18 protein-coding genes and 1 tRNA gene are annotated in these 19,966 nt (G+C 66.1%); 9 read left to right on the top strand and 10 right to left on the bottom strand.

Features of this window, described 5'->3' with window-relative positions:
* Positions 1-647 precede the first annotated feature (647 nt).
* From LQ954_RS10700 to LQ954_RS10685, 4 genes are all read right to left on the bottom strand, one after another.
* Entirely contained in the window at positions 648-1,049 is a 402-nt protein-coding gene (locus tag LQ954_RS10700) for a hypothetical protein (RefSeq protein WP_231023022.1), read from the bottom strand.
* A gap of 123 nt (positions 1,050-1,172) precedes the next feature.
* On the bottom strand, positions 1,173-1,742 hold the full coding sequence (locus LQ954_RS10695) for a DNA-3-methyladenine glycosylase I (protein WP_231023041.1): 570 nt from the start codon (positions 1,740-1,742) through the stop codon (positions 1,173-1,175).
* A gap of 77 nt (positions 1,743-1,819) precedes the next feature.
* Entirely contained in the window at positions 1,820-2,602 is a 783-nt protein-coding gene (locus LQ954_RS10690) for an SDR family oxidoreductase (RefSeq protein ID WP_231023021.1), read from the bottom strand.
* Positions 2,599-2,934 carry a nuclear transport factor 2 family protein gene (locus LQ954_RS10685; protein WP_231023020.1) on the bottom strand — a complete coding sequence of 112 codons (336 nt, stop codon included), beginning with the start codon at positions 2,932-2,934 and terminating at the stop codon, positions 2,599-2,601. Before LQ954_RS10685 ends, LQ954_RS10690 begins: the two co-directional genes overlap by 4 nt.
* Before the next feature lie 96 nt (positions 2,935-3,030).
* Between LQ954_RS10685 and LQ954_RS10680 the strand changes: the two genes are divergently transcribed.
* Positions 3,031-3,933, top strand: coding sequence for a LysR family transcriptional regulator (locus tag LQ954_RS10680; RefSeq protein ID WP_227771592.1), 903 nt, complete (start codon positions 3,031-3,033; stop codon positions 3,931-3,933).
* A gap of 161 nt (positions 3,934-4,094) precedes the next feature.
* Here LQ954_RS10680 and LQ954_RS10675 read toward each other — a convergent pair whose 3' ends face one another.
* From LQ954_RS10675 to LQ954_RS10655, 5 genes are all read right to left on the bottom strand, one after another.
* Positions 4,095-4,979: an SDR family NAD(P)-dependent oxidoreductase gene (locus tag LQ954_RS10675; RefSeq protein ID WP_227771593.1), complete on the bottom strand. Its 885-nt coding sequence runs from the start codon at positions 4,977-4,979 to the stop codon at positions 4,095-4,097.
* A 448-nt stretch (positions 4,980-5,427) separates the two neighbouring features.
* Positions 5,428-12,561 (bottom strand): autotransporter outer membrane beta-barrel domain-containing protein, encoded by a 7,134-nt coding sequence (locus LQ954_RS10670; RefSeq protein ID WP_231023018.1) that lies wholly within the window; start codon positions 12,559-12,561, stop codon positions 5,428-5,430.
* 486 nt (positions 12,562-13,047) lie between these two features.
* Entirely contained in the window at positions 13,048-13,302 is a 255-nt protein-coding gene (locus LQ954_RS10665; RefSeq protein WP_231023017.1) for a hypothetical protein, read from the bottom strand.
* A gap of 127 nt (positions 13,303-13,429) precedes the next feature.
* Positions 13,430-13,672, bottom strand: coding sequence for a hypothetical protein (locus tag LQ954_RS10660; protein ID WP_231023016.1), 243 nt, complete (start codon positions 13,670-13,672; stop codon positions 13,430-13,432).
* A 186-nt stretch (positions 13,673-13,858) separates the two neighbouring features.
* A tRNA-Ser gene (locus LQ954_RS10655) sits at positions 13,859-13,948 on the bottom strand.
* A gap of 121 nt (positions 13,949-14,069) precedes the next feature.
* Here LQ954_RS10655 and hspQ point away from each other — a divergent pair.
* The 5 genes from hspQ to LQ954_RS10630 all read left to right on the top strand — a co-directional run bounded on the left by hspQ (position 14,070) and on the right by LQ954_RS10630 (position 16,634).
* The gene (gene hspQ / locus LQ954_RS10650) at positions 14,070-14,447 is read left to right on the top strand and encodes a heat shock protein HspQ (RefSeq protein WP_227771623.1); all 378 of its coding nucleotides are present in this window, start codon (positions 14,070-14,072) and stop codon (positions 14,445-14,447) included.
* A 115-nt stretch (positions 14,448-14,562) separates the two neighbouring features.
* On the top strand, positions 14,563-14,868 hold the full coding sequence (gene rplU, locus LQ954_RS10645) for a 50S ribosomal protein L21 (protein ID WP_066780773.1): 306 nt from the start codon (positions 14,563-14,565) through the stop codon (positions 14,866-14,868).
* 24 nt (positions 14,869-14,892) lie between these two features.
* Positions 14,893-15,162, top strand: a complete 270-nt coding sequence (gene rpmA / locus LQ954_RS10640; protein WP_066780771.1) for a 50S ribosomal protein L27 — start codon at positions 14,893-14,895, stop codon at positions 15,160-15,162.
* 209 nt (positions 15,163-15,371) lie between these two features.
* Positions 15,372-15,896 carry a GNAT family N-acetyltransferase gene (locus LQ954_RS10635; protein WP_231023015.1) on the top strand — a complete coding sequence of 175 codons (525 nt, stop codon included), beginning with the start codon at positions 15,372-15,374 and terminating at the stop codon, positions 15,894-15,896.
* A 159-nt stretch (positions 15,897-16,055) separates the two neighbouring features.
* Positions 16,056-16,634 (top strand): TetR/AcrR family transcriptional regulator, encoded by a 579-nt coding sequence (locus LQ954_RS10630; protein WP_227771625.1) that lies wholly within the window; start codon positions 16,056-16,058, stop codon positions 16,632-16,634.
* A 3-nt stretch (positions 16,635-16,637) separates the two neighbouring features.
* Here the strand turns inward: LQ954_RS10630 and LQ954_RS10625 are convergent, their stop codons facing one another.
* Positions 16,638-16,904: a DUF1294 domain-containing protein gene (locus tag LQ954_RS10625; RefSeq protein ID WP_231023014.1), complete on the bottom strand. Its 267-nt coding sequence runs from the start codon at positions 16,902-16,904 to the stop codon at positions 16,638-16,640.
* A 99-nt stretch (positions 16,905-17,003) separates the two neighbouring features.
* On the opposite strand from LQ954_RS10625, the gene obgE reads away from it, so the two are divergent.
* From obgE to ychF, 3 genes are all read left to right on the top strand, one after another.
* The gene (obgE, locus tag LQ954_RS10620; protein ID WP_227771627.1) at positions 17,004-18,053 is read left to right on the top strand and encodes a GTPase ObgE; all 1,050 of its coding nucleotides are present in this window, start codon (positions 17,004-17,006) and stop codon (positions 18,051-18,053) included.
* 79 nt (positions 18,054-18,132) lie between these two features.
* Positions 18,133-18,717, top strand: coding sequence for a TIGR02466 family protein (locus LQ954_RS10615; protein ID WP_227771912.1), 585 nt, complete (start codon positions 18,133-18,135; stop codon positions 18,715-18,717).
* Between the two features lie 139 nt (positions 18,718-18,856).
* Complete coding sequence (ychF, locus tag LQ954_RS10610) at positions 18,857-19,957, top strand: redox-regulated ATPase YchF (protein WP_227771628.1); 1,101 nt, start codon at positions 18,857-18,859, stop codon at positions 19,955-19,957.
* The last annotated feature ends 9 nt before the right edge of the window (positions 19,958-19,966 follow it).

Raw genomic sequence — 19,966 nt, 5'->3', positions numbered from 1 at the left:
CGGACCCGGAGCCGCCGCCCACATGTCCCTTCATCTTGACCAACAATGTCAAAGAGCGACAAAAACCGACGCCTCGGCTAACCCCTTTTTCTCGGGGCGACCATGGCGCCTTGTTTTCGCTAACCGCTTCAGCAACCGTGCCGGCCACCGCTGCGGTGACACCCATCTAGGCGGACCGCCCCCAACCGTCAAACACTTTTTGCAACTTTCTTACACCGCCCACAAAAAACCACGGATTCCCGCCACCCTTAACTCACCAGCAAGTCACTCTCATGTAGCGAATCAGCGCTCGGTCCGGTCGGTCGCCTATTCAAGCGCGGCCGAGGATCCGCAGGGAACGTTATGGTAGCCAGGTCGCGATTGGCGGACGCGCTCCCTGCGTCGCGCACGGCGCTTTGCGTCACGACGAACGCTGGCACGGGCTGCCGCCGCGGTATGTCGCTTAGTCTCGCCCCAGCCATGTCCTCACGTTTTTGGTGTGCTGGTTCAGGGCGCCACGATCGTGATCGAACACGATTCGCGCCGAAGGAGAACGTCGTACGTGTTCCTATTGTAATCGGCACCGATTGTTGGCTGAGAGATGCCCCTACGATGGATCATCCTTTTCTCAACATTTTTGGGAAAGATGACGCGATAGCAGGAGAAGCTCAGGCTGCTGTATTCCGCCTAGCGCGGCCGATCACGCCGATGTCCTCGACCTCCATTGAACGATCGTGCGGAACGGTTCGAATTACGTCTGATACATCAACGAGGGCGCGCCCACCGGGCGACGCGTTCCGATCGACGGGCAGCCCCGCGATGAAACGCCGCCACTTGACCTCGAAGAACATACGCGGGCGTTCACCAGGCGGTGTAATCGCGTCAAACGGCGGCAGAAGTGGGTCGGGGTGGTCGGCCCCCCGGCCATTCGAAAGTACGCGCCACAAGAGCGGTCTTGGAATTGCCGATGAGCAGCGGGTGAAGACGTCGTGGCGATTGAGGCTGGCGTGCGTGATCTTCACGCGCAACCAGCCCTCGTCGATGACCGGTTCCGGCATGTCGCCCAACACGAGCGAGGCCGTCGGGTCAGTCGGATCGGGTTCCTTGACGTAGACGGCAAACAGGGTTCTTCCTGTCCGAAGCTTGAGGGTTCGGGTTTGCGTGCGCGTCGCGCGCCCTTTCCTGCGGGAGTTTCAGGAAGCTGAGTGGCACCGAAAGCAGTCGAGCGAGTGATCGTTGACGATGCCGACGGCCTGCATCCATGCGTAGGTGATCGTCGGCCCGACGAAGTTGAAGCCGCGCCGCTTAAATTCCTTCGAGATAATCTCCGACAAGGCCGTGCTCGCGACCCAGCTCTTGCCGTCGCCGAGGATCGGCGCGCCATCGCTGAAGGACCAGCAGAAGGCCGCGAAGTCCTCGCCCCGTTGCTGCATGTCGCAGTAGATCTGCGCGCCCCTGATCGTCGCGTCGATCTTCGCCCGCGCACGCACGATGCCGGGGTCGGCCATAAGCCGCTCGATATCGCGCGCGCCAAACGCGGCGACCTTCACCGGATCGAAGTCCGCGAAGGCAGCGCGGAAGGCGGCGCGCTTGCGCAGGATGGTGACCCAGGAGAGCCCCGCCTGGAAGCCCTCCAGCATCAGCATCTCCCACAGCATCCTAGGGTCGCGCTGCGGCACGCCCCATTCGGCGTCGTGATACTCGCGCATCAACGGGTCGCCATCGGCCCAGGGGCAGCGCCGTGCGGACAAAGAGTTTGGCATCGTCATCTCTCGATCTCCCTTCCCGCGCTGTCCGGCGTCCGCCATACACCGGGTGAGCGGCCGCCCGGATCGCCGGGTCAAACAGTGCGGACCGTCCCGCCGTCGATCACGAACTCGGCGCCGTGGATCGCCGTGGCGCGATCGGATGCGAGATAGGCGATGAGGTCCGCGACCTCCGCGGGCTCGGCTCCGCGACCGATCGGGATCCCGCCCAGCGCATCGAGCACCGATTGCCGCGCATCCTCGATCGTGCCGCCCTTGGTTTTCCGAAGAATCTCGAGAAAGTCGCTGGTGGCCTCCGTCATGATCCAGCCCGGCGACACAGAGTTTACCCGAACGCCCTTGGACCCGATCTCCTTCGAGATCGACTTGCTGTACGTTCTCAGCGCAGCCTTGGCGGCGGCATAGCCGGTGGTGGACTCGGGTAGCGGCAGGATCGACTGGATCGACGTGACGTGGACGACGACACCCGTGCCGCGCGCGATCATCTGCGGGATCAGCAGCCGATCCAGCCGGACGGTGGCCAGGAGATTGAGGTTGAGCTCAGCCAGCCAATGCTCGTCGGTCAGCGCGGCGAAGCCGCCCGCGGGTGAGGATGAACCGCCGACGACATGGGCGAGGATGTCGATGCCGCCCAGCCGCTCGATCGCCGCCTTGGCCAGCGCCTCGCCCCCCGCCGCGACCGTCAGGTCCGCTTCGACATAGTCGACGCCCTCGATCCTGTCCTTGATCGTGCGGGCGGCGGTAATGACGCGCGCGCCGCCGGCGAGGAAGCGTTCGACGGTGGCACGGCCGAGGCCCTTGGTGCCGCCGCTGACAAGCACGCGCTTGTCGGCGAACTCGTACGGATCTGCGGTCATGCCCATACGATCGTCTCCAGCGTCCCGATGGTGTTGCCGTTCATCGCGAAGCGATAAGTGAAGCGGAGCGGGCTGCCCGGAAAGTCGCCGTGCGCCGGCCCTTCGAGCACGTAGACGCCGTCCTCCTCGCGGAAGCTATCCGGCTCGAAGACTGCCCTCACCGCGATCGCCTCGTCCTTCAGCATCTTGGCAATCGCATCCTCGCCGACGAAGTCCTTGCCGTTGTCGATGAAGACCGCGTCCGGCGCGAAATGCTTCATCATCCCGTCCAGATCGAGGCGCCGGTTGGCCTCGATATAATCGGCAATTGGTTTGGGTAGATGCAGTGACATGATCGTCTCCTCGACTGTGACGAGGAAGATTTAGCGATTGCACCTCTGCCCGATAATCGAGACAAATCGCGCTGGAGTATTGCGGAGATCGGGACAATGACGCGCCATTCATTGGTCGAGTTGGAGGCCGTCTTGGCGATCGTCCGATGCGGCTCATTTCGCGCCGCGGCGCTAGACCTCGGCATGTCCACGACAGCGATCAGTAACGCGGTGCAGAAGCTGGAGCGAGAACTGGCGGTGCGGCTGTTCAATCGCACCACCCGCAGCGTCTCACTCACTTATGCCGGACGCATCTTCGTCGCGCAGGTAAAGCCGGCGTTCGAGGGCATCCAGAAGGCGATGGATACGGCGCGCTCCCAACAGGAGGCGCCATCGGGTACCCTGCGGATCAACGCCTTTGCGACAGCGGCGCGCGAGATCATGGCGCCGCTGGTCCTAACCTATCTCGAACGCTATCCGCAGGTGCACATCGACATCGTCACCGAAGGTCGGCTCGTCGATGTCGTCGCGGCAGGGTTTGATCTTGGCGTGCGCGCCATGGACCTGGTGCCGAGCGATGCGATCGCCATCCCGCTAGGTCGCGAGCGACGGATCGCGGTCGCCGCGTCGCCGGCATTTTTCGAGCGCAGGACAATTCCTCAGGTGCCGCAGGAGCTGCTTTCCTATCCCTGCATCCGCGGGCGGCTTCCCAATGGCGCCCCGCTCCGATGGCGCTTCGCCAAGGACGGCGAGGAGCTGCTGCTCGACGTCGACGGCCCGATCACGCTCGACGAGGCCTCGCTGACGCGGATTGCGGCCATGAATGGCGTCGGAATCGGCTATTTCATGGAAGCCGACGTGCGGGAGGATATCGCGGCGGGGCGACTCGTGCGCATTCTGGAGGATTGGACGCCACCGCTCTCGCCACTGTGCCTCTACTACTCCAACAGACGCAATTCGTCGGCCGCCTTCACAGCCTTCATTGCGCTTGCACGCGACTTCTCCGTCAGGCGCCTCTGACCCAGCTCCGGTCATGCAGCGGCCGTTTCTCACATCCTGAAAGCGGACGCTTGTTCATCTCCCTAGATGGCCTGCTTACCTAAGGATTAGTCACAAAAGACGGTAGGCAGCGATTGGTCGCTTCCAATCTGGCAGTTACTATACCGAGAGCGGGCGACAGGTCAGGCGTCGATGCTCACCGCATCCAGCCGGCGGTCCTTTGAAAGTGCGGCGAGCGCGGAACTCTGCTTAGATTTCTCGAACGCGGCCATTATCCGCTCGAAGCGCTCGCGCACGACATGCTCGTATTCGACATGGCTCAGGATGTACAGGTCGTTGTCCTTGATGCCCTCCACCACGCGCCGCGCCACGACCAGCGGGTCGATGCCTCCAGCCATCCACTCGCGCTGCCGGTCGAGATCAGCCTGGCCGTAGCCCTTGTCATTCTCGCCGTAGACCGCGTTCTGGCGATTGCGCCGTCCGGCGTAGATGTTGGTGCTCACCAGGCCGGGGCACAGCACGGAAACGCCAATATTCCTCGGCGCCAGTTGCTGGCGCCAACCCTCGCTCATCGCCACGACGGCAAATTTTGTAGCGCAGTACGGCTCCATTCCCGACGGACTGATGAGCCCGGCCATTGAGGCGGTGTTGACGACATGGCCGCCCTCTCCGTGGCTCTCGATCAAGGGAACGAAGACCTCGACGCCATAGACCACACCCTTGAGGTTGACATCGATCACCCAGTCCCAATCGCCCTCGGGCACGCTGCCCAGCGAACCGCCGGTACCGATGCCTGCGTTGTTGGCGACAAGATGCACCTTTCCGAACTTGGCGATGGTCTCGGCCGCGCCTTTGCGCACCGATTCGCGGCTGGTGACGTCAACCTGCACCCATTCGGCCGTGACATTGCGAGCGCGCAGCTCTTCCACCTTGGTGCGCGCGACCTCGGCCTCGATATCAGCGATCATGATATTCATGCCTTCGCTACCGAAGGCGTCAGCCATGGCGGCGCCCAGCCCGCTCGCGCCACCTGTTATGATAGCAGTCTTCCCGCGCAAGTCTTTCACGGCATCTCTCCCAACCGCCGATACTTACCGATCGGGGTATTCCGGCAGCATCGCCTCAACCGTGGAGGTCCGCAAGTCGGTGTCGATCGTCTCCCCGCTTTATGGGAAGCGGCAACCCTATTGTGATCATCCAGCGGGCCGGCTGAGCTTGCCAATAACAGCCGCTTGTTCATGTCGCAGTTGCCTCGACTGGGCCATCCGTAAGATGCTCAGAAAGATGGTGTCTAGGGCCGCTCACTTATCGCGATTGGATGCTTCGATCACCCTACGCAATTGGCCTTGCCAATCGATCATTGGCTTGGATCAGATCAGCAACTAAGTCGTTTCTCGCGCGCGCCTAACCATTCCGCAGAGCAGTTTCCGACGGCGCGCAGTGCCGAGACGCTGGTGTCGCTACATGGAACGACCATCACGCGCGATCGGTCTGATCGCACGTGACGGTGGCCGATCAAAAGCGCAGTCGCAGGCCGGTGCTGATCGTCTCCTGGTGGTCGTCGCGGCCGGTCTGGGCGGAGGCGGTGCTGAACAGGTCGAGCCCGCCGGTCATGCGATAGCTGATCCCGGCCGAGGCGGTGCCGACGAGCCGCGCACGGGCGGCGCCGATCGCGGTGAGCCCGAGCGGGCCGCCGGCGTAGCTCGCCAGTGCGTCGGTGCGGCGTCCCTCGATCTGGTAGCGCGCGCCGAGCGCGACGAACGGCCGCAGCGGCGCACTCGAAGCGTCGCTGCGCGCCAGCATCACGCCGCCGTCAACGAAGCCCGCGACGTGGCGGTCGCGCGCGACATTGAGCGCGAACGCCCCGCCGGTCTCGGTCACGCCATCGCGCGTGGTGCGCAGATAGGTGACCCCGGCGCGCGGCCGCAGCGACCATTCGGTGCCCATGTCGAGCGCGTAGCTGACCGAAAGGTCGGCGACCCAGCTGTGGAGATCGTAGCTGCCGATCGCGCGCGCGGTGCCCGGCAGCGCGCGCGTGGTGCGCGCCTCGCCGCCGTCGTACAGCACCGAGGCGGTGAGCCCGATGCCGTTCGCGGCGTAGCGCGCGTGCACGCCCGCGACGAAGCCGTCGCTCTTCGTCTCCGCCCCCAGCGCGCCGATCGTCTGGCGCGTGTCGAGATAGCCGGCGAACGCGCCGACCGCGAAGCTCGTGTCGCCATAGCCGATCCCGCCGAGGAAGCCGTAGCCGCGCGTGCGTGCCTTGGCCGTGCCCTCCGCCTGGTCGGCGCCGAGCGTGTGCCACTGGCCGACGCCCTGGCCGAAGGTGAACAGCCCCGGATCCTCGCGCAGCGTGGCAAAGGCGGGGCCGCGCGCCGCGCCAGCGAGCGTCAGCGCGTTGTCGAGCCCGGCCTGCGTCACTGAGGCATAGGGCTCGGGCGTCAGCTGCGCGAAGGCGCGCGCGTTCGACGTGCCGTCAGCATTAAGCAGCGCGGGAAGCGCGGCGAACAGCGTGCTCGTCGCAGGCTGCGCCTGCAGCGTCGTGTTGGCATAAGCGATCGAGCGCGCCACCTGCGGGGTGAAGCCCGCACCGCCGAGGAACTGGCCGAGCAACTGGATGCGATCGGCGCGCTGGACGACGAAGCCGAACAGGCTGTCGGGCTTCACCACCGTCGTATAGCTGCCGGTGATCCCGCCGCTCGCCACGACCAGATCGTACGACGTGCCGGGGCGGATCGTGCCAAGCGGGGCGAGCTGCAGCGTCGCGCCCGAGGCGATCGTCACAGCGCCCGTCACCTGCAGCCGGTCCGCGCCCGTGGGAGCGACCTCAAACAGCGACAACGAGCCCGCACCGAGCGCGACATTGCCGGTGACGCTCATCGTACCGACACCAGTCGCACCCGGACTTAGCGTGCCGGCGACCGCGAGATTGCCGGTGACATTGCCTGCCGAGCCGAAGGTCGCGCCCCGGGCGACGGTGACTTGGTTGGCGGTGAGCGTCGAGCCAGCGAGCCCGACGAGTCCACCGCCCGATATGTCGACAGTGCCAAGCGCCGCCGTGCCCGACAGCGTCGCGAACCCGCCGCTCTGCGCGTAGCGTTCAACGTTGGCGATGCCGGCGAAGGCAACCGGCGCCGTGGCGCTGCCGGCCGATACCGCGATCGTATCATTCCCCGCAGCGCCATCGACGCTGCCGGCGAAGCCGCCGGCGATCGTCAGGCGATCGTCGCGCGTGCCGAACTGAATCTGGTCGGCGGTGAGCGCGGCGTCCGCGCCAATCGTGAGATCGGTGCCCGCGGTGATGCGCTGATAGCCTTGCGTCCCGGCGAGCGTCAGCGTGCCGCTGCCCTCGGTGGTGAGCAGCTCGAAGCCGGTCAGCGTGCCGCTCGCGAGCGTGCGATCGCCGGCGAGTTCGAGCGTCGCATTGTCGGTGCCCGCGCCGCCCGCGACGGTGCCGGCGAGAATGCCGCCTGCGGCGAGCCGCAGGCTGTCGTCACCCGCACCGAGATCGATCGCCCCGGCAAGCGTGCCGCCCGGCGCGACGGTCAGGGCCTGCGCGCCGTCACCGAAGGCGAGGCCGGCGCCATTGCTGCCGAGCGTGCCCGCGATCGTCAGCGCGCCGCCGGCGAGCGATACCTGCTCGAACCCGGTCGCGGTGCCGGCGAGCAGCACCGGGCCGCTCGCGGTAAAGGCCAGCGTGTCGCTGCCCGCACCGCCGGCGTAGCTGCCGCCCGCGCGGCCTGCGCCCAGCGCCAGCGTGTCGTCACCGCCACCGAGCGAAACCGCGGCGGGATCGCCGTCGACCGCCAGCGTCTCGCGCGCATCGCTGCCGGTCACCTGGCCGACGGTGAACCCGCCGAGCGCGAGGGTGAGCCCGCTGCCGGCGAGCGCGATCTGCTCGAACGACTGGTCGAGCGCGAGCGACAGCATGCCGTTGCCCTCCACCGCCAGCTGTTCGAACCCGCTGCGCTGGCCGATCCCGCTGCGGTCGCCCGCCAGCACGACGCGGTAGAGGTCGCTCCCCGTGCCGCCGTCGACGGCGCCTGCGCTGCTGCCGGCATAGTCGACGAACAGGTCGTTGCCGCTGCCCAGCAGCACCGCGCCGCCGATCGTCCCGCGATTGTCGACGCGGTCGTTGCCGCCGGCGAGATCGACCCCGCCGGTGATCGTGCCGCGATTGTCGAGCGTCTCGTCCGCGTCACTGCCGGTGACGGTGATCGCCCCCGCGCTGCTCAGCGTCTGCCCCGCGGCGACGGTGATCGTTCCGCCCATCACGCCGATCGTGTCGAAGCGGAAATTGCCCGAATAGGCGACGTTACCCTCGCCGATCTGCGCGAAGCGTTCGAAATTGACGAACTGGTCACCGTTGACCGCGCCACCGCCGGTCGCGTCGACGACGAGGCTGTCGCTGCCGAGCCCGGCGTCGACCCTGCCCTCCAGACCTGCGCTGGCGCGCTGCACGAAGGTATCGTCGCCCAGCCCGAGGAACACGTCGCCCGCGATCCGGCCGCTGTTCTCGATCCGGTCGTCGCCCGCGCCGAGTGCGATCGAGCCGATGATCGTGCCGGTGTTGACGATGCGGTCGCTGCCCGTTCCGGTCGTCTGGACCGCACCGGCGAGATAGGGCGCGCCGGCGAGCGCGCCGAGCTGGTCGTCCGCCGCCAGGATGGTGCCCGCGCCGCCGCGGATCGTGCCCGTGTTGGTGAGGTCAAGCGCGGCGTCGAGCGCGATCAGCGCGACCGAGCGCGTGCCCGTCGCCTCGATCGTGCCGTCGTTGGCGACACTGGCGGTGACGCCCGCGGCGTTGCGCCCGCTCAGCCACAGCGCCGCGGCGGGATCGGTGAAGCTGATCGTCTCGCCGTCGGGGAAGGTGAAGCTGCCGACCGTGCCGCCGCTGTTGGCGCTGATCGTGCCCGTGTTGGCGACGTCGATCGTGCCGCTGCCGGCCGCGCCCGAATAGCCGTAGAGCTGGATATAGGCGCCGAGCGCCGCTTCGCCGGTCGCGGTGATCGTGCCGCTGTTGGCGAGCGTCGCCTTGCCCGTGACGCCGTTCGACACGTCGACGGCGATCGCCACCGCGCTCTCGCCGTTGATGATCGTACCGCTGTTGGTGAGCGAGGCGGTGAGCGACGCCGGCGTTCCGGCCGGCGGGAAGCTCTGATATTGCTGGAGCCCGACCGAGACCCCGCCGTCGATCGTGCCGCTGTTGCCTGCGGTGATCGCGCTGGCGCCATAGCCCTGCAGGACGACGGCGGTCTGTTCGCGATCGTTGGCGATCGTGCCGCCATTGTCGAACGCGAGCGTATCGATCGTGTCGAGGTTCACCGCCTGCCCGGTGAGGCTCGCGCTGCCGATCGTGCCCGTATTGATAAGGCTCCGCACCCGGCCCTCGACGCCACCGTCGATCGTGCCCTGGTTCTCAAGCGCAATCGGCGTGGTGAGGCCGACAACCGTCGGGTCGCTGCCATAGGTAGGATAGGCGAGCACCGCGCCGGTGATCGCCGCGGTGTTGACGATCGTGCCGTCGCCCGACAGCGCGAGGTCGCGCGCGAACGGTGCCGGCGCGGCGATCGTCACCACCGTGTCGCTGCCGAGCGCGCGCACGCCCTCGACCTCGAAATTGGTGACGGCAAGCGCGCCGAGCGTGACGGTGCCGCTCGTCCGGCGCGCCTGGATCAGCGTGTCGATCCCCGCCCCGCCGTCGACCGTGCCGCTGACGCCGGTCGTCTCGCCGAACGCGGCGAACGTGTCCTGACCGCTGCCGAAGGTGAGATTGCCGCTAAGCGTGCCGCCATCGGCGATATAGACCGCCGGCGCGTAAGAGTAGGCATAAGCAGCGACGTCACCTACGATCGTGCCACGGTTGATCAGCGCGCCGCCACCCAGCTGGACCGCGGTGACGCCGCGGATCGTCCCGCCCGCCTCGTTGACGATCGTGCCGGTATAGCCGCCGACGATCGCGGTGCCGCGCGTGCTCTCGATCGTGCCGCTGTTGGTGATCGTGCTGTTGCCGAACCCGCTCTGCACGGCGGTGCCGTCGCTGCGGATCGTGCCGGTGTTGGTCAGCGTGGTGACGTTGGCGACGCCCATGGCGGTCGACGCATTGGCACCCGATGTGGTGCCGAATGCCGTGATCCTGCCGCTGTTGGTCACCGCGCGCACGCTGTCTACCGCAGTGCCGCCGCCCGTCAGCGTGATCGTGCCGGCATTGGCCAAACTGTCGCCGGTGAACACCGCCCCGCCGGCATAATAGCTGCCCGGCGTGTTGATGACGCTGATCGTGCCGTTGTTCGTGAGATCGGCGGTGTCGCCGAGGATCGCGGCGAGGTTGTAGGCAAAGTTTTGCGATCCGACCGTCAGCGCAAGATTGCCGTTGTTGACGATCGCGAGGTCGCGCGCCGGCCCGGCGAGCCCCTCGGTCAGCTGCGCGACGGTGAGGATCGTCGCGTCGACGAGCGTGCGATCGGCGGTCGAGATCGCGCCGTTCAGCGTCACGCTGCCGTTGCCGGCGAGCCCGATCGAGGTCGCGATCGGCTGCGGCGCGGTCAGCGTCAGCGCGGCATCGTTCGACAGTTCGTAGGCGAGCGCCTCGAACCCGCCGGTGAGCGCGAGTGTCGCGCTGCCATCGGCGGTGACGCGCGTGCGCAGCGTGTCGTAACCGTCACCGGCATCGACCCCGCCGGTCGCCCCGGCGAGCGGGCGCGCCGGATCGCCGCCCAGCGTCACCACCAGTTCGTCGTTGCCGCCGCCCAGCCGGATCGCGCCGGCGACGCTGCCGCCGTCGTCGACGAACAGGTCGTCGCCGTAATCGTAGAAGAAGGGCAAGGTGAGATCGACACTGCCGGCGATCGTGCCGGCGTTGACGATGCCGCCCGAACTGCCGCTGCTGGCGATCGCCAGCGTGCCGCCGCTGATCTGACCGCCCGCCGCGTTGACGAGCGTCGCGCCGCTCAGCGTCACGCCCGTGGTGCCGCCGGTGATCGTTCCGCTGTTGGTCAGCCGTCCGCCGAGCAGCGCGACGCCGGTGGTCGCGCCCGCGATCGTGCCGCTGTTGGTCGACGCCGTCGCGCCGCCGGCGTAGAGGCTGGCGCCGATCCCGCCGGTCGAGCGGATCGTGCCGCTGTTGACGAACGCGCCGAAGCTGTCGACCGACGCCGCGGTGCCGCTCGCGGTGATGCTGCCGCTGTTGGTCAGCTGCCGGAACGCACGCACGCCCGGGCCGCCGAGCGACGTGATCGTGCCGCTGTTCGTCACCGTATCGGGCGATCCGACCGCGAACTGGCCGGTCGTCGCGGGGCCGGCGTTGGCGAAGGTCGCGGTGATCGTGCCGCGATTGTCGAAGGTGAGCCCGAAGCCGCCAGAACCGAAGCTGGTCGTCACCGCCGGTCCGCCCGTCACCAGCGCGGTGTTGTTGACCACGGTACCGCTGCCCGACAGCGCGACGCCGTTGCCCGTGGTGAAGCCGGTGGCGAGCGTCGCGGTGGCGTTGTTCGACAGGTCGAGCCCGAGCAGCTCGAAATTGGTCGGCAGTACGGTGCGCGTGATCGTCGTGTCGGCATCGATCCCAATCGCCAGCGTGTCGGTGCCCGCGCCGCCGTCGATCGCGCCGGTGATCGAGGAGACACGCCCGCTCGCCGCGTCGAACCGCGCGCGCAGCGTGTCGTCGCCCGCGCCGAGCGTGAGGCTGCCGTTGATCGTGCCGCTGCGCGTGTCGATTGTGCTGCCTTGCCCCGATGGCGCGGTCGAGACGACCGAGCCGTTGATGGTGCCGGCGTTGGTGAGGTTGAGGGTGCCGGTGGTGCGGATCGCGGTCGCACTGCCGCCGATTGTCGCGCCCGCCGCGTTGCTGATCGTGACGAAGCCGCCGCCGCTGACCGTCGCGGGCGTGCCGCTCGACACGATCGAGCCGGTGTTGACGATGTTGAGCCCCGCCTGCGTCGAGGCGATCGCGGCGCGGCCGACGCCGTCGATCGTCCCGGCATTGTCGACGTAGGAGACGGTGCCCGCGATCCCGCCGGTGATCCGCCCGCCGGCGCGATTGTACACCGACAGGCCGCCGAAGCCGGTCTGGTCGGCGAGGATTGCCTCGCCCGCAGTGCCCGCGATCGTCCCGGCGTTGGTGATCGTCGCGCTGACGAAGCCGACGGTGTTGGCGGGGCTGCGGCGCACGAGGATGCCCTGCGCGCCCGAGATCGTCCCGCCCGCCACGACGTCGATTGCCGCTCTCGACGAGGGATAGATCGTCTGCGTCGAGCCTGGGACGCAATAGATCGGCGAAGCGCCGGCGTAGGGATCGCACGGCACGGTGCGCGGATCGCCCGTCGTCACGAACACGCCCGCCTTGGCGGCGCCGCCATCGACCAGCCCTGCAACGCGCAGCGTGTTGCCTTGGCCCAGCGTAGTGATCGCCGCCGCCGCCGCGCGCGGCTGCACGCTCGCCCCGCGCGCGACGATAACGGTGGTGTTGTCGGTCACGACGGTCAGCCCGTCGGCATCGCTGCCGGTGCAGTTGATAGTCCCGCCGGAGATGGTCGGATCGGGGGTGCATTGCGCGGTAGCGGGGCCGGCCAGAACGACTGCCAGCGTGATGGCGCTCGCGCTCAGGCCATAGCGGCCCATCCGGCGTCCACGCGGCGCAATAATCCCAGCCATGAAAATCCCCCCTAGATCAGCATCTTCTTGTGCGACGCTCCGCGATCTGTCGAGTGGGCAAAGCTGATTTTCGTTCGGGAGAACGTTGCTGCAACCCGAGAAACTGTCCCAACGGCGGGCGGATCGGCAAGCCTATAGCTAATCCACTATCGGGTCCTCGTTCTGGCGGGCAATTCCCTTGAAGAGCCGGGCATTGGGCAGCCTAAACGAACTGCAACTCTCGTGACCCCCGAATTAGCCGTTTGAACGGCCTAGAAGGACGCGCGTGGCTTGCCTCGCTGAGCCTGAACGAAGGACCGCTCTAGCTGATGTGGCGCTTCAAAACGGCCGGTCTGCAATCCACCCTCAACTGGCGTTCGTGCCCGTCTGTGCCGCTTCCTGAATGAGCGGGAGCTTACCGCGGTCGACCGCCCGAAACCGGACTGGCCGCTCCCCCCCCCAATTCGGTCATCAACGAGCGCGATGAGGTTATCGGCTGTGGCCGGGCTACTCATGAGCGGCGTCACTGGTGCCAGCGCAGTAATCGGCCCAAGCCGCCATTAGCTCCCGTCGTTTGTCGAGCGCGCGACCTCGGCGATAGCCGCGCTCTGTGGCGGACGTAATGGTACGAGCAAGCACCATTTCAATTTCCTCGCGAGCGAAGTTGGTGGCCTCCCCAGCCCAGTCACGGCAAGTTGACCGGAAGCCGTGCACCGCGATGTCCGCGCGGCGAATGCGCTTCAGCAGCTGCGACATTGCCATGTCCGACATCATTCCACCACGCCGCGCAGGAAAGGCCAGGCGCTGAGCTTCAGAGTCTCCGGTTTGGATCAAGCCAGGATCGATAAAGCCGCGTCACTTAACGGCACCTGATGCGTCTCCTAGGCTTTCATCCGCGTTCCAGGCACTGTCCAGTTACATTATAGCCGCCGAACAAGGCCATTAGTGGAAGATACATCGGCGCGGGCTGGTTGATCGTCGAAACGATTTTCACGGCATTCGTGGGCAAGTCGAATCGACGGACGAACATGCCCAAGCGCGCCTGCTCAATCTGCTCCTGAAATCGTTCTATCACCGGGGCCGCGCGACGATTGATGTCCGATTTCGAAAGCCGCCCGAGGCGCTGCGTCAAGTTCGTCTTTCCGATCGTCGATCGGAGGGTTTTTGGGACGACAACTCGCACTTCGAATCGACCATCAGACGATCTTCGCACATGCGCCATCAACCGCATTTTGTAGCATCACTTTGTAGCACCCGGACGGTGAAAAAGCGACGATTTGCGAGATAGTTGAGGGACAACAATCGGTTAGGAAAGCCGTGGCGGAGAGGGTGGGATTCGAACCCACGGTACCCGTAAAGGCACAACGGTTTTCGAGACCGTCCCAATCGACCACTCTGGCACCTCTCCGCAGAGGCTTCCGGCGCTTCAAGGGGCGGACCGGGCGATCGAAGGCGGCGCCTCTAACGCGGTTGTTCGGGATACGCAAGCGCCTGCTTGTGCAGCGCGCAACATCTACTAGATTGACGACATGTCAGCTGCCACCAGCCACACCTTGATCGACGGCGTCCTTGATGCGCCGGCCGTAGCACACGCGCGATTCTCTATCGGCGATGTGGTGCGGCATCGCATGCTCGATTTCCGCGGCGTCGTGTTCGATGTCGATCCTGTCTTCGCCAACACCGAGGAATGGTACCAGTCGATCCCGGAGAGCATTCGCCCGCGCAAGGACCAGCCGTTCTACCACTTGCTCGCGGAGAACGCCGAATCGACGTACGTCGCTTACGTCAGCCAGCAGAACCTCGTTCATGATGAAAGCGAGGAGCCCGTGGATCACCCGGCGATCGCCGGCCTGTTCAATGGCTTCAGCGATGGGCGTTACCTGCTGAAGCGCGAACATCGTCACTAGAGAAGCGCTCAAGCGCCACCCGCGCGTTGACAATGCGCAGCGATTCTACTAGCTGCGCCGTTCCTCCTGGCCCGGTTGTCCGGTCCGGGCACAAGCATTTGGATAGAGTCAGGCCATGTTCGCAGTCGTGCGCACGGGCGGCAAGCAGTATCGCGTTGCCGCCGGAGACAAGATCGTCGTCGAGAAGCTGGAGGGCGATGCCGGCGCCTCCGTTACGCTGAGCGACGTGCTGCTGGCCGGCGAAGGTTCGGAGCTGAAGCCGACCGACGGACTCACCGTCGCTGCCGAGATCATCGCGCAGGCGAAGGGTGAGAAGGTCATCGTCTTCAAGAAGCGTCGCCGTCACAATTATCGCCGCCGCAACGGCCACCGCCAGAACCACACGATCCTGAAGATCGTGTCGATCGGCGCGCAGGCATAACGCGAAGCGTAAGGAGCAAGCACAATGGCACATAAGAAAGCAGGCGGCTCGTCGCGTAACGGTCGTGATTCGGCCGGTCGTCGTCTTGGCGTGAAGAAGTTCGGCGGTCAGGAAGCGATCGCTGGCAACATTCTCGTGCGTCAGCGCGGGACCAAGTTCTACCCGGGCCGTAACGTCGGCATCGGCAAGGACCACACTCTTTTTGCGCTCGTCGACGGCCGCGTGGTGTTCCACGAGGGCAAGCTCGGCCGCAAATTCTGTTCGGTCGATATGATTGCCGAGGCGGCAGAATAACATCGGGCGACCATCCGGGTTGCCCACCAGGGCGATCCGGAGCCTCCGCTAGGGAGGCCAGCCACCAGACAAGGGAGCCGGGTCCGCCCAGGCTCCCTTTTTTATTGCTCCCTCAATTCACCGTGCTGTCGCCGGCTCGTCATCGGGCCCGGCTAGCGGCGCGTCAGGCGAGGAGGGCGCAAATGTTCGCGCGGACAAAGAGACTAACGTTGCGGCCGGGATGGCCGGAAGAGGCGGCGAGCCTCCTTGAGGCCATTGCCCATGAGGATGTGGCGATGAAGCTTGCCCGGTTGCCCTGGCCTTACACTCGGGGCGATGCCGAGGCGTTCCTGGCGATACCGCGCAGCGCCACCGATGCGCGCTTCTTCGTCCTGACACACGAGGGCGACTATCCCCGGCTGGTCGGCGGCATCGGGCTGACCGATCAGGGCAGCGGCGTGATGGAGCTTGGCTATTGGCTCACGCCCTCGGCGTGGGGACGCGGCTATGCCACTGAAGCAGCCCGCGCGGTGGTCGACATGGCCCGGCACGCGTTGCCCGTTCGCCGGATCGAGGCACGCCATCACCTCGACAATCTCCCCTCGCGCCGGGTTCTCGAGAAGCTCGGCTTTCGCGAGATACGGCGCGAGCCCAGTTATTCGCTGGCGCAGGGGCGTGACGTCGACAGCGCAGTTCTCGCGCTTGATCTGGCCCAGGAGGATGAATCGCCGGTCCGAATGGCGATCGCCGCCTGAACGACTGCCCTCCCCTCCTCGCACGCACTGGCGACCCGTGCCGCTCCTCAGACAATGGAACGGCACGGCGCTCGCCCGTGCCAATGCGCCCCTTTCCCCTGCCCCGGCCAACAAACCAAAGCATTGCAAAACATTGCCGATGCGCCGACAGCCATCGTGATGTCCGTGTCCCCGCTTCGCCGTCGCATGAGCCCCGAGGAATCGCGCAGCGCCGCACTCTCCGCGGCGCGCGAACTCCTGGTGGAAGTCGGTCCGCAGGCGGTCACTCTTAAGGCCGTCGGCGCGCGGATCGGGCGGACGCATGCCAACCTCCTTCATCATTTCGGTTCGGCCGAGGGTCTTCAGAAGGCGTTGATCGAGGATCTCGCGGCGCGGATCGTCGGCACCATCAAGGCCGCGGTCCTCCGCTCGCGTGAAGCGGAGGATCCCGCCGAGGTGGTGGATCTGACCTTTGACGCTTTCGGGCGGAACGGTGCCGGCGCGCTTGCCAGCTGGATGATCCTGACTGGTAACGAAAACGCGCTCGATCCGATTCTCACCGCCATTCACGACCTGGTCGAAGATCTCGCGCAGGATCATCATAGCGGCGCTCCGATCCGGGAGGAAACGCTCCAGCTCGTCCTGATGGCCCTGGGGGATGCGCTGCTCGGCGCTCCAATGGCCAAGGCGCTCGGCCTCTCCCGCGACACCGCGCGCCAGCTTGCCCGCGGCATGTTGCTGGCCGATCGGCGCAAATAGCCGCTACAGGACGAGCAGGCCGATTCCGACACCAGCCTGCACTGACACGATCAGCAGCAGCCGGGTGGAGAACGGCTCCTTGCGGGTCTTGTGCCGAAAGACCTGCCGGGCGACGAGCGCCCCCGGTGATCCGCCCAGCAGCGCCAGTTTCAGCAACGTGGCCTCGGAAATGCGCCGCTCGCCAGCGATGGCCCGCCGCTTGTCCGACCAAAAGGCGAACACGGCGGCGATGTTGATCAGCAGCACGGCAAGCAGGACGGCGTCGAACATGGCCCCGCATGACACGTTTTTCTTACCCGCTTCCACCAGGGCGCGCTCGCGATGCGCGGCGATGTCGCTTTACCGGCGCTAAAGCGCTAAGCGGCGGCCATGCACTTCCTTGATCAAGCAAAGATCTTCGTCCGCTCGGGCGCCGGTGGTCCCGGTGCGGTCAGCTTCCGGCGTGAAAAGTTCATCGAATATGGCGGTCCGGATGGCGGGAACGGCGGCAAGGGCGGCGACGTCATTTTTGAAGCGGTTGCCGGACTGAATACCCTGATCGATTTCCGCTACACCCAGCATTTCCGGGCCGAGCGCGGCCATGGCGGCTCCGGCTCGAATCGCACGGGAGCTGGCGGCGAGGATCTGGTCATCAAGGTGCCGGTCGGCACACAGGTGCTGGCCGACGACGAAGAGCGGACGGTTCTTCTGGATCTGACCCGCGTGGGACAGCGCGAGGTGTTTCTGCGCGGCGGCGATGGCGGCCGCGGCAATGCCAGCTACAAGACCTCCACCAATCGCGCGCCGCGCCAGCACGGCACCGGCTGGCCGAATGAGGAGGCCTGGGTCTGGTTGCGGCTGAAGCTGCTGGCCGATGCTGGGCTGGTTGGCTTGCCCAATGCGGGAAAATCGACCTTCATCAATGCGGTGACCAACGCGCAGGCGAAGGTCGGCGCTTATGCCTTCACCACCACCCGGCCGCAGTTGGGCGTGGTGCGTCATAAAAGCCAGGAATTCGTCATCGCCGATATTCCCGGCCTGATCGCCGGCGCGGCCGAGGGCGCGGGAATTGGCGATCGCTTCCTCGGCCATATCGAACGATGCCGGGTCCTGCTCCACCTCATCGACGCCAATGATACGGACGTGGGCGAGAGCTACCGCATCGTACGCGAAGAACTCGAGGCTTATGGCGCCGGGCTCGACGAGAAGCCGGTTGTCATCGCGCTGAACAAGATCGACACGCTCGACGACGAACTCATCGCGGCGCTTTCGGCGGAACTGGAGGAGGCGAGCGGCGCGGAGGTGATCCCGCTGTCGGGGGCCAGCGGAACTGGCGTCGATTGGGTGCTCGATAAGCTGCTGGAGGCGATCGGCCCGGATCACGCGACTGTCGGTGACGACGATGAAGGCGAGGAGCCGGTCGAATGGTCGCCCGTCTGAGCCACCCGCGCCTCCGCACCGGCGTCCTGGGTAGCGGCGGCGCTTGGCAACACGTGCCACTGCCCCTACCCGCCCGGTCATGACCGTCCGCGCGCTATTCCCCACCCATTTCTACGAAGGCGATCTCGGCGATGCCGCCTTGCTGGAGGAACTGGAGGATTCGGTTAGGTCGCTTGCGGCAGACGACACCGCCGGCCGCCGCTGGTCGAAGGAGCATGGCTATCGCGGCTATACCTCCTACGCCTCGCTCAACGACCTGCCGCAACGCGACCCGGCGTTCGCTGACCTGAAGCGCCATCTCGACCGGCACGTGACGCGCTTTGCCGAGGCAACCGGATTTCAACTCGGCGGTCGCAAGCTCAAGCTCGACAGCCTGTGGGTGAACCTCCTGAAACCCGGCGGCGCGCACAGCGGCCACATCCACCCACATAGCGTCGTGTCGGGCACTGCCTATGTCACCGTGCCGCCCGGGTCGGGAGCGCTCCGGCTCGAAGACCCGAGGCTCGGCCTGATGATGGCGGCCCCGCCACGTGACGACACCTTCGTCCATGCGGTGCCTGCGCCGGGGACAATTTTCCTTTGGGAAAGCTGGCTGCGGCACGAAGTCATGCCAAGCACGGCCAAGAGCGATCGGATCAGCGTCAGCTTCAACTATCGCTGGTAGCGGAAGAAGCAGCCCCTTTCCGCCGCCCCAGCACGCCCGCACAGCCGTTACAGGGCAACGGCACAGGGTGGCGCGGCAGCCCGTCGCGCGGTAGGGCGCAGCACATTATCTACCCCCAAAGCTTTACCAAGGATCGATCATGGGTTTCCGCTGCGGCATCGTGGGCCTGCCGAATGTGGGCAAGTCCACCCTCTTCAACGCGCTGACGGAGACGGCGGCGGCGCAGGCTGCCAATTACCCCTTCTGTACGATCGAACCGAACGTCGGCAATGTTGGCGTTCCCGATCCGCGGCTCCAGAAGCTCGCCGAGGTCGCCAAGTCTGCCAAGATCATCGAAACTCAGCTCGCCTTCGTGGACATTGCCGGCCTGGTGCGCGGCGCATCCAAGGGTGAGGGTCTGGGCAATCAGTTCCTCGGCAACATTCGGGAGGTGGATGCGATCGTCCACGTTCTGCGGTGCTTCGAGGATGGCGATGTCACCCACGTCGAGGGCAAGGTGGATCCGATCGCCGACGCGGAGACCGTCGAAACCGAGCTCATGCTTTCTGATCTGGAAAGCCTTGAGAAGCGCGTACCGAACCTGGTGAAAAAGGGTCAGCAGGGCGACAAGGAAGCGAAGATCGGCGCCAGCGTGCTCGGGCAAACGCTTGAGCTCCTGCGAGAAGGCAAGCCGGCGCGGCTTACCCAGCCCAAGGACGTGGAAGAAGCGCGTGTCTTCGCCCAGGCGCAGCTGATCACTGCCAAGCCGGTGCTTTACGTGTGCAACGTCGAAGAAGCGAACGCCGCCACTGGCAACGCCCACAGCGCCCGCGTCTTTGAAAAGGCCGCCGCCGAAGGGGCCGAAGCAGTGGTGGTGTCAGCCGCCATCGAAGCCGAGATCGCAACCATGCCGGCCGAGGACCGCGCCATGTTCCTGGGCGAACTGGGCCTTGAGGAAACCGGCCTCGCCCGTGTCATCCGCGCGGGCTACAAGCTGCTGAACCTGCTCACCTTTTTCACGGTGGGCCCGAAGGAAGCACGGGCGTGGACCGTACCTGCGGGATCAAAGGCACCTCAGGCGGCGGGTGAAATCCACACCGACTTTGAGCGCGGTTTCATCCGGGCCGAAACCATCGCCTATGACGATTACGTGGCTCTCGGCGGGGAAGCTGGTGCGCGCGAGGCGGGCAAGCTGCGGCAGGAAGGCAAGGAATATGTCGTCCACGACGGCGACGTGATGCTGTTCCGCTTCAACGTCTGATCGAACCCG

Origin of the sequence: Sphingomonas sp. IC-11, from assembly GCF_021043365.1 — a bacterium.
In the GTDB taxonomy this organism is placed as follows: domain Bacteria; phylum Pseudomonadota; class Alphaproteobacteria; order Sphingomonadales; family Sphingomonadaceae; genus Sphingomonas.
This window is presented reverse-complemented; position numbering and strand designations above follow the sequence as displayed.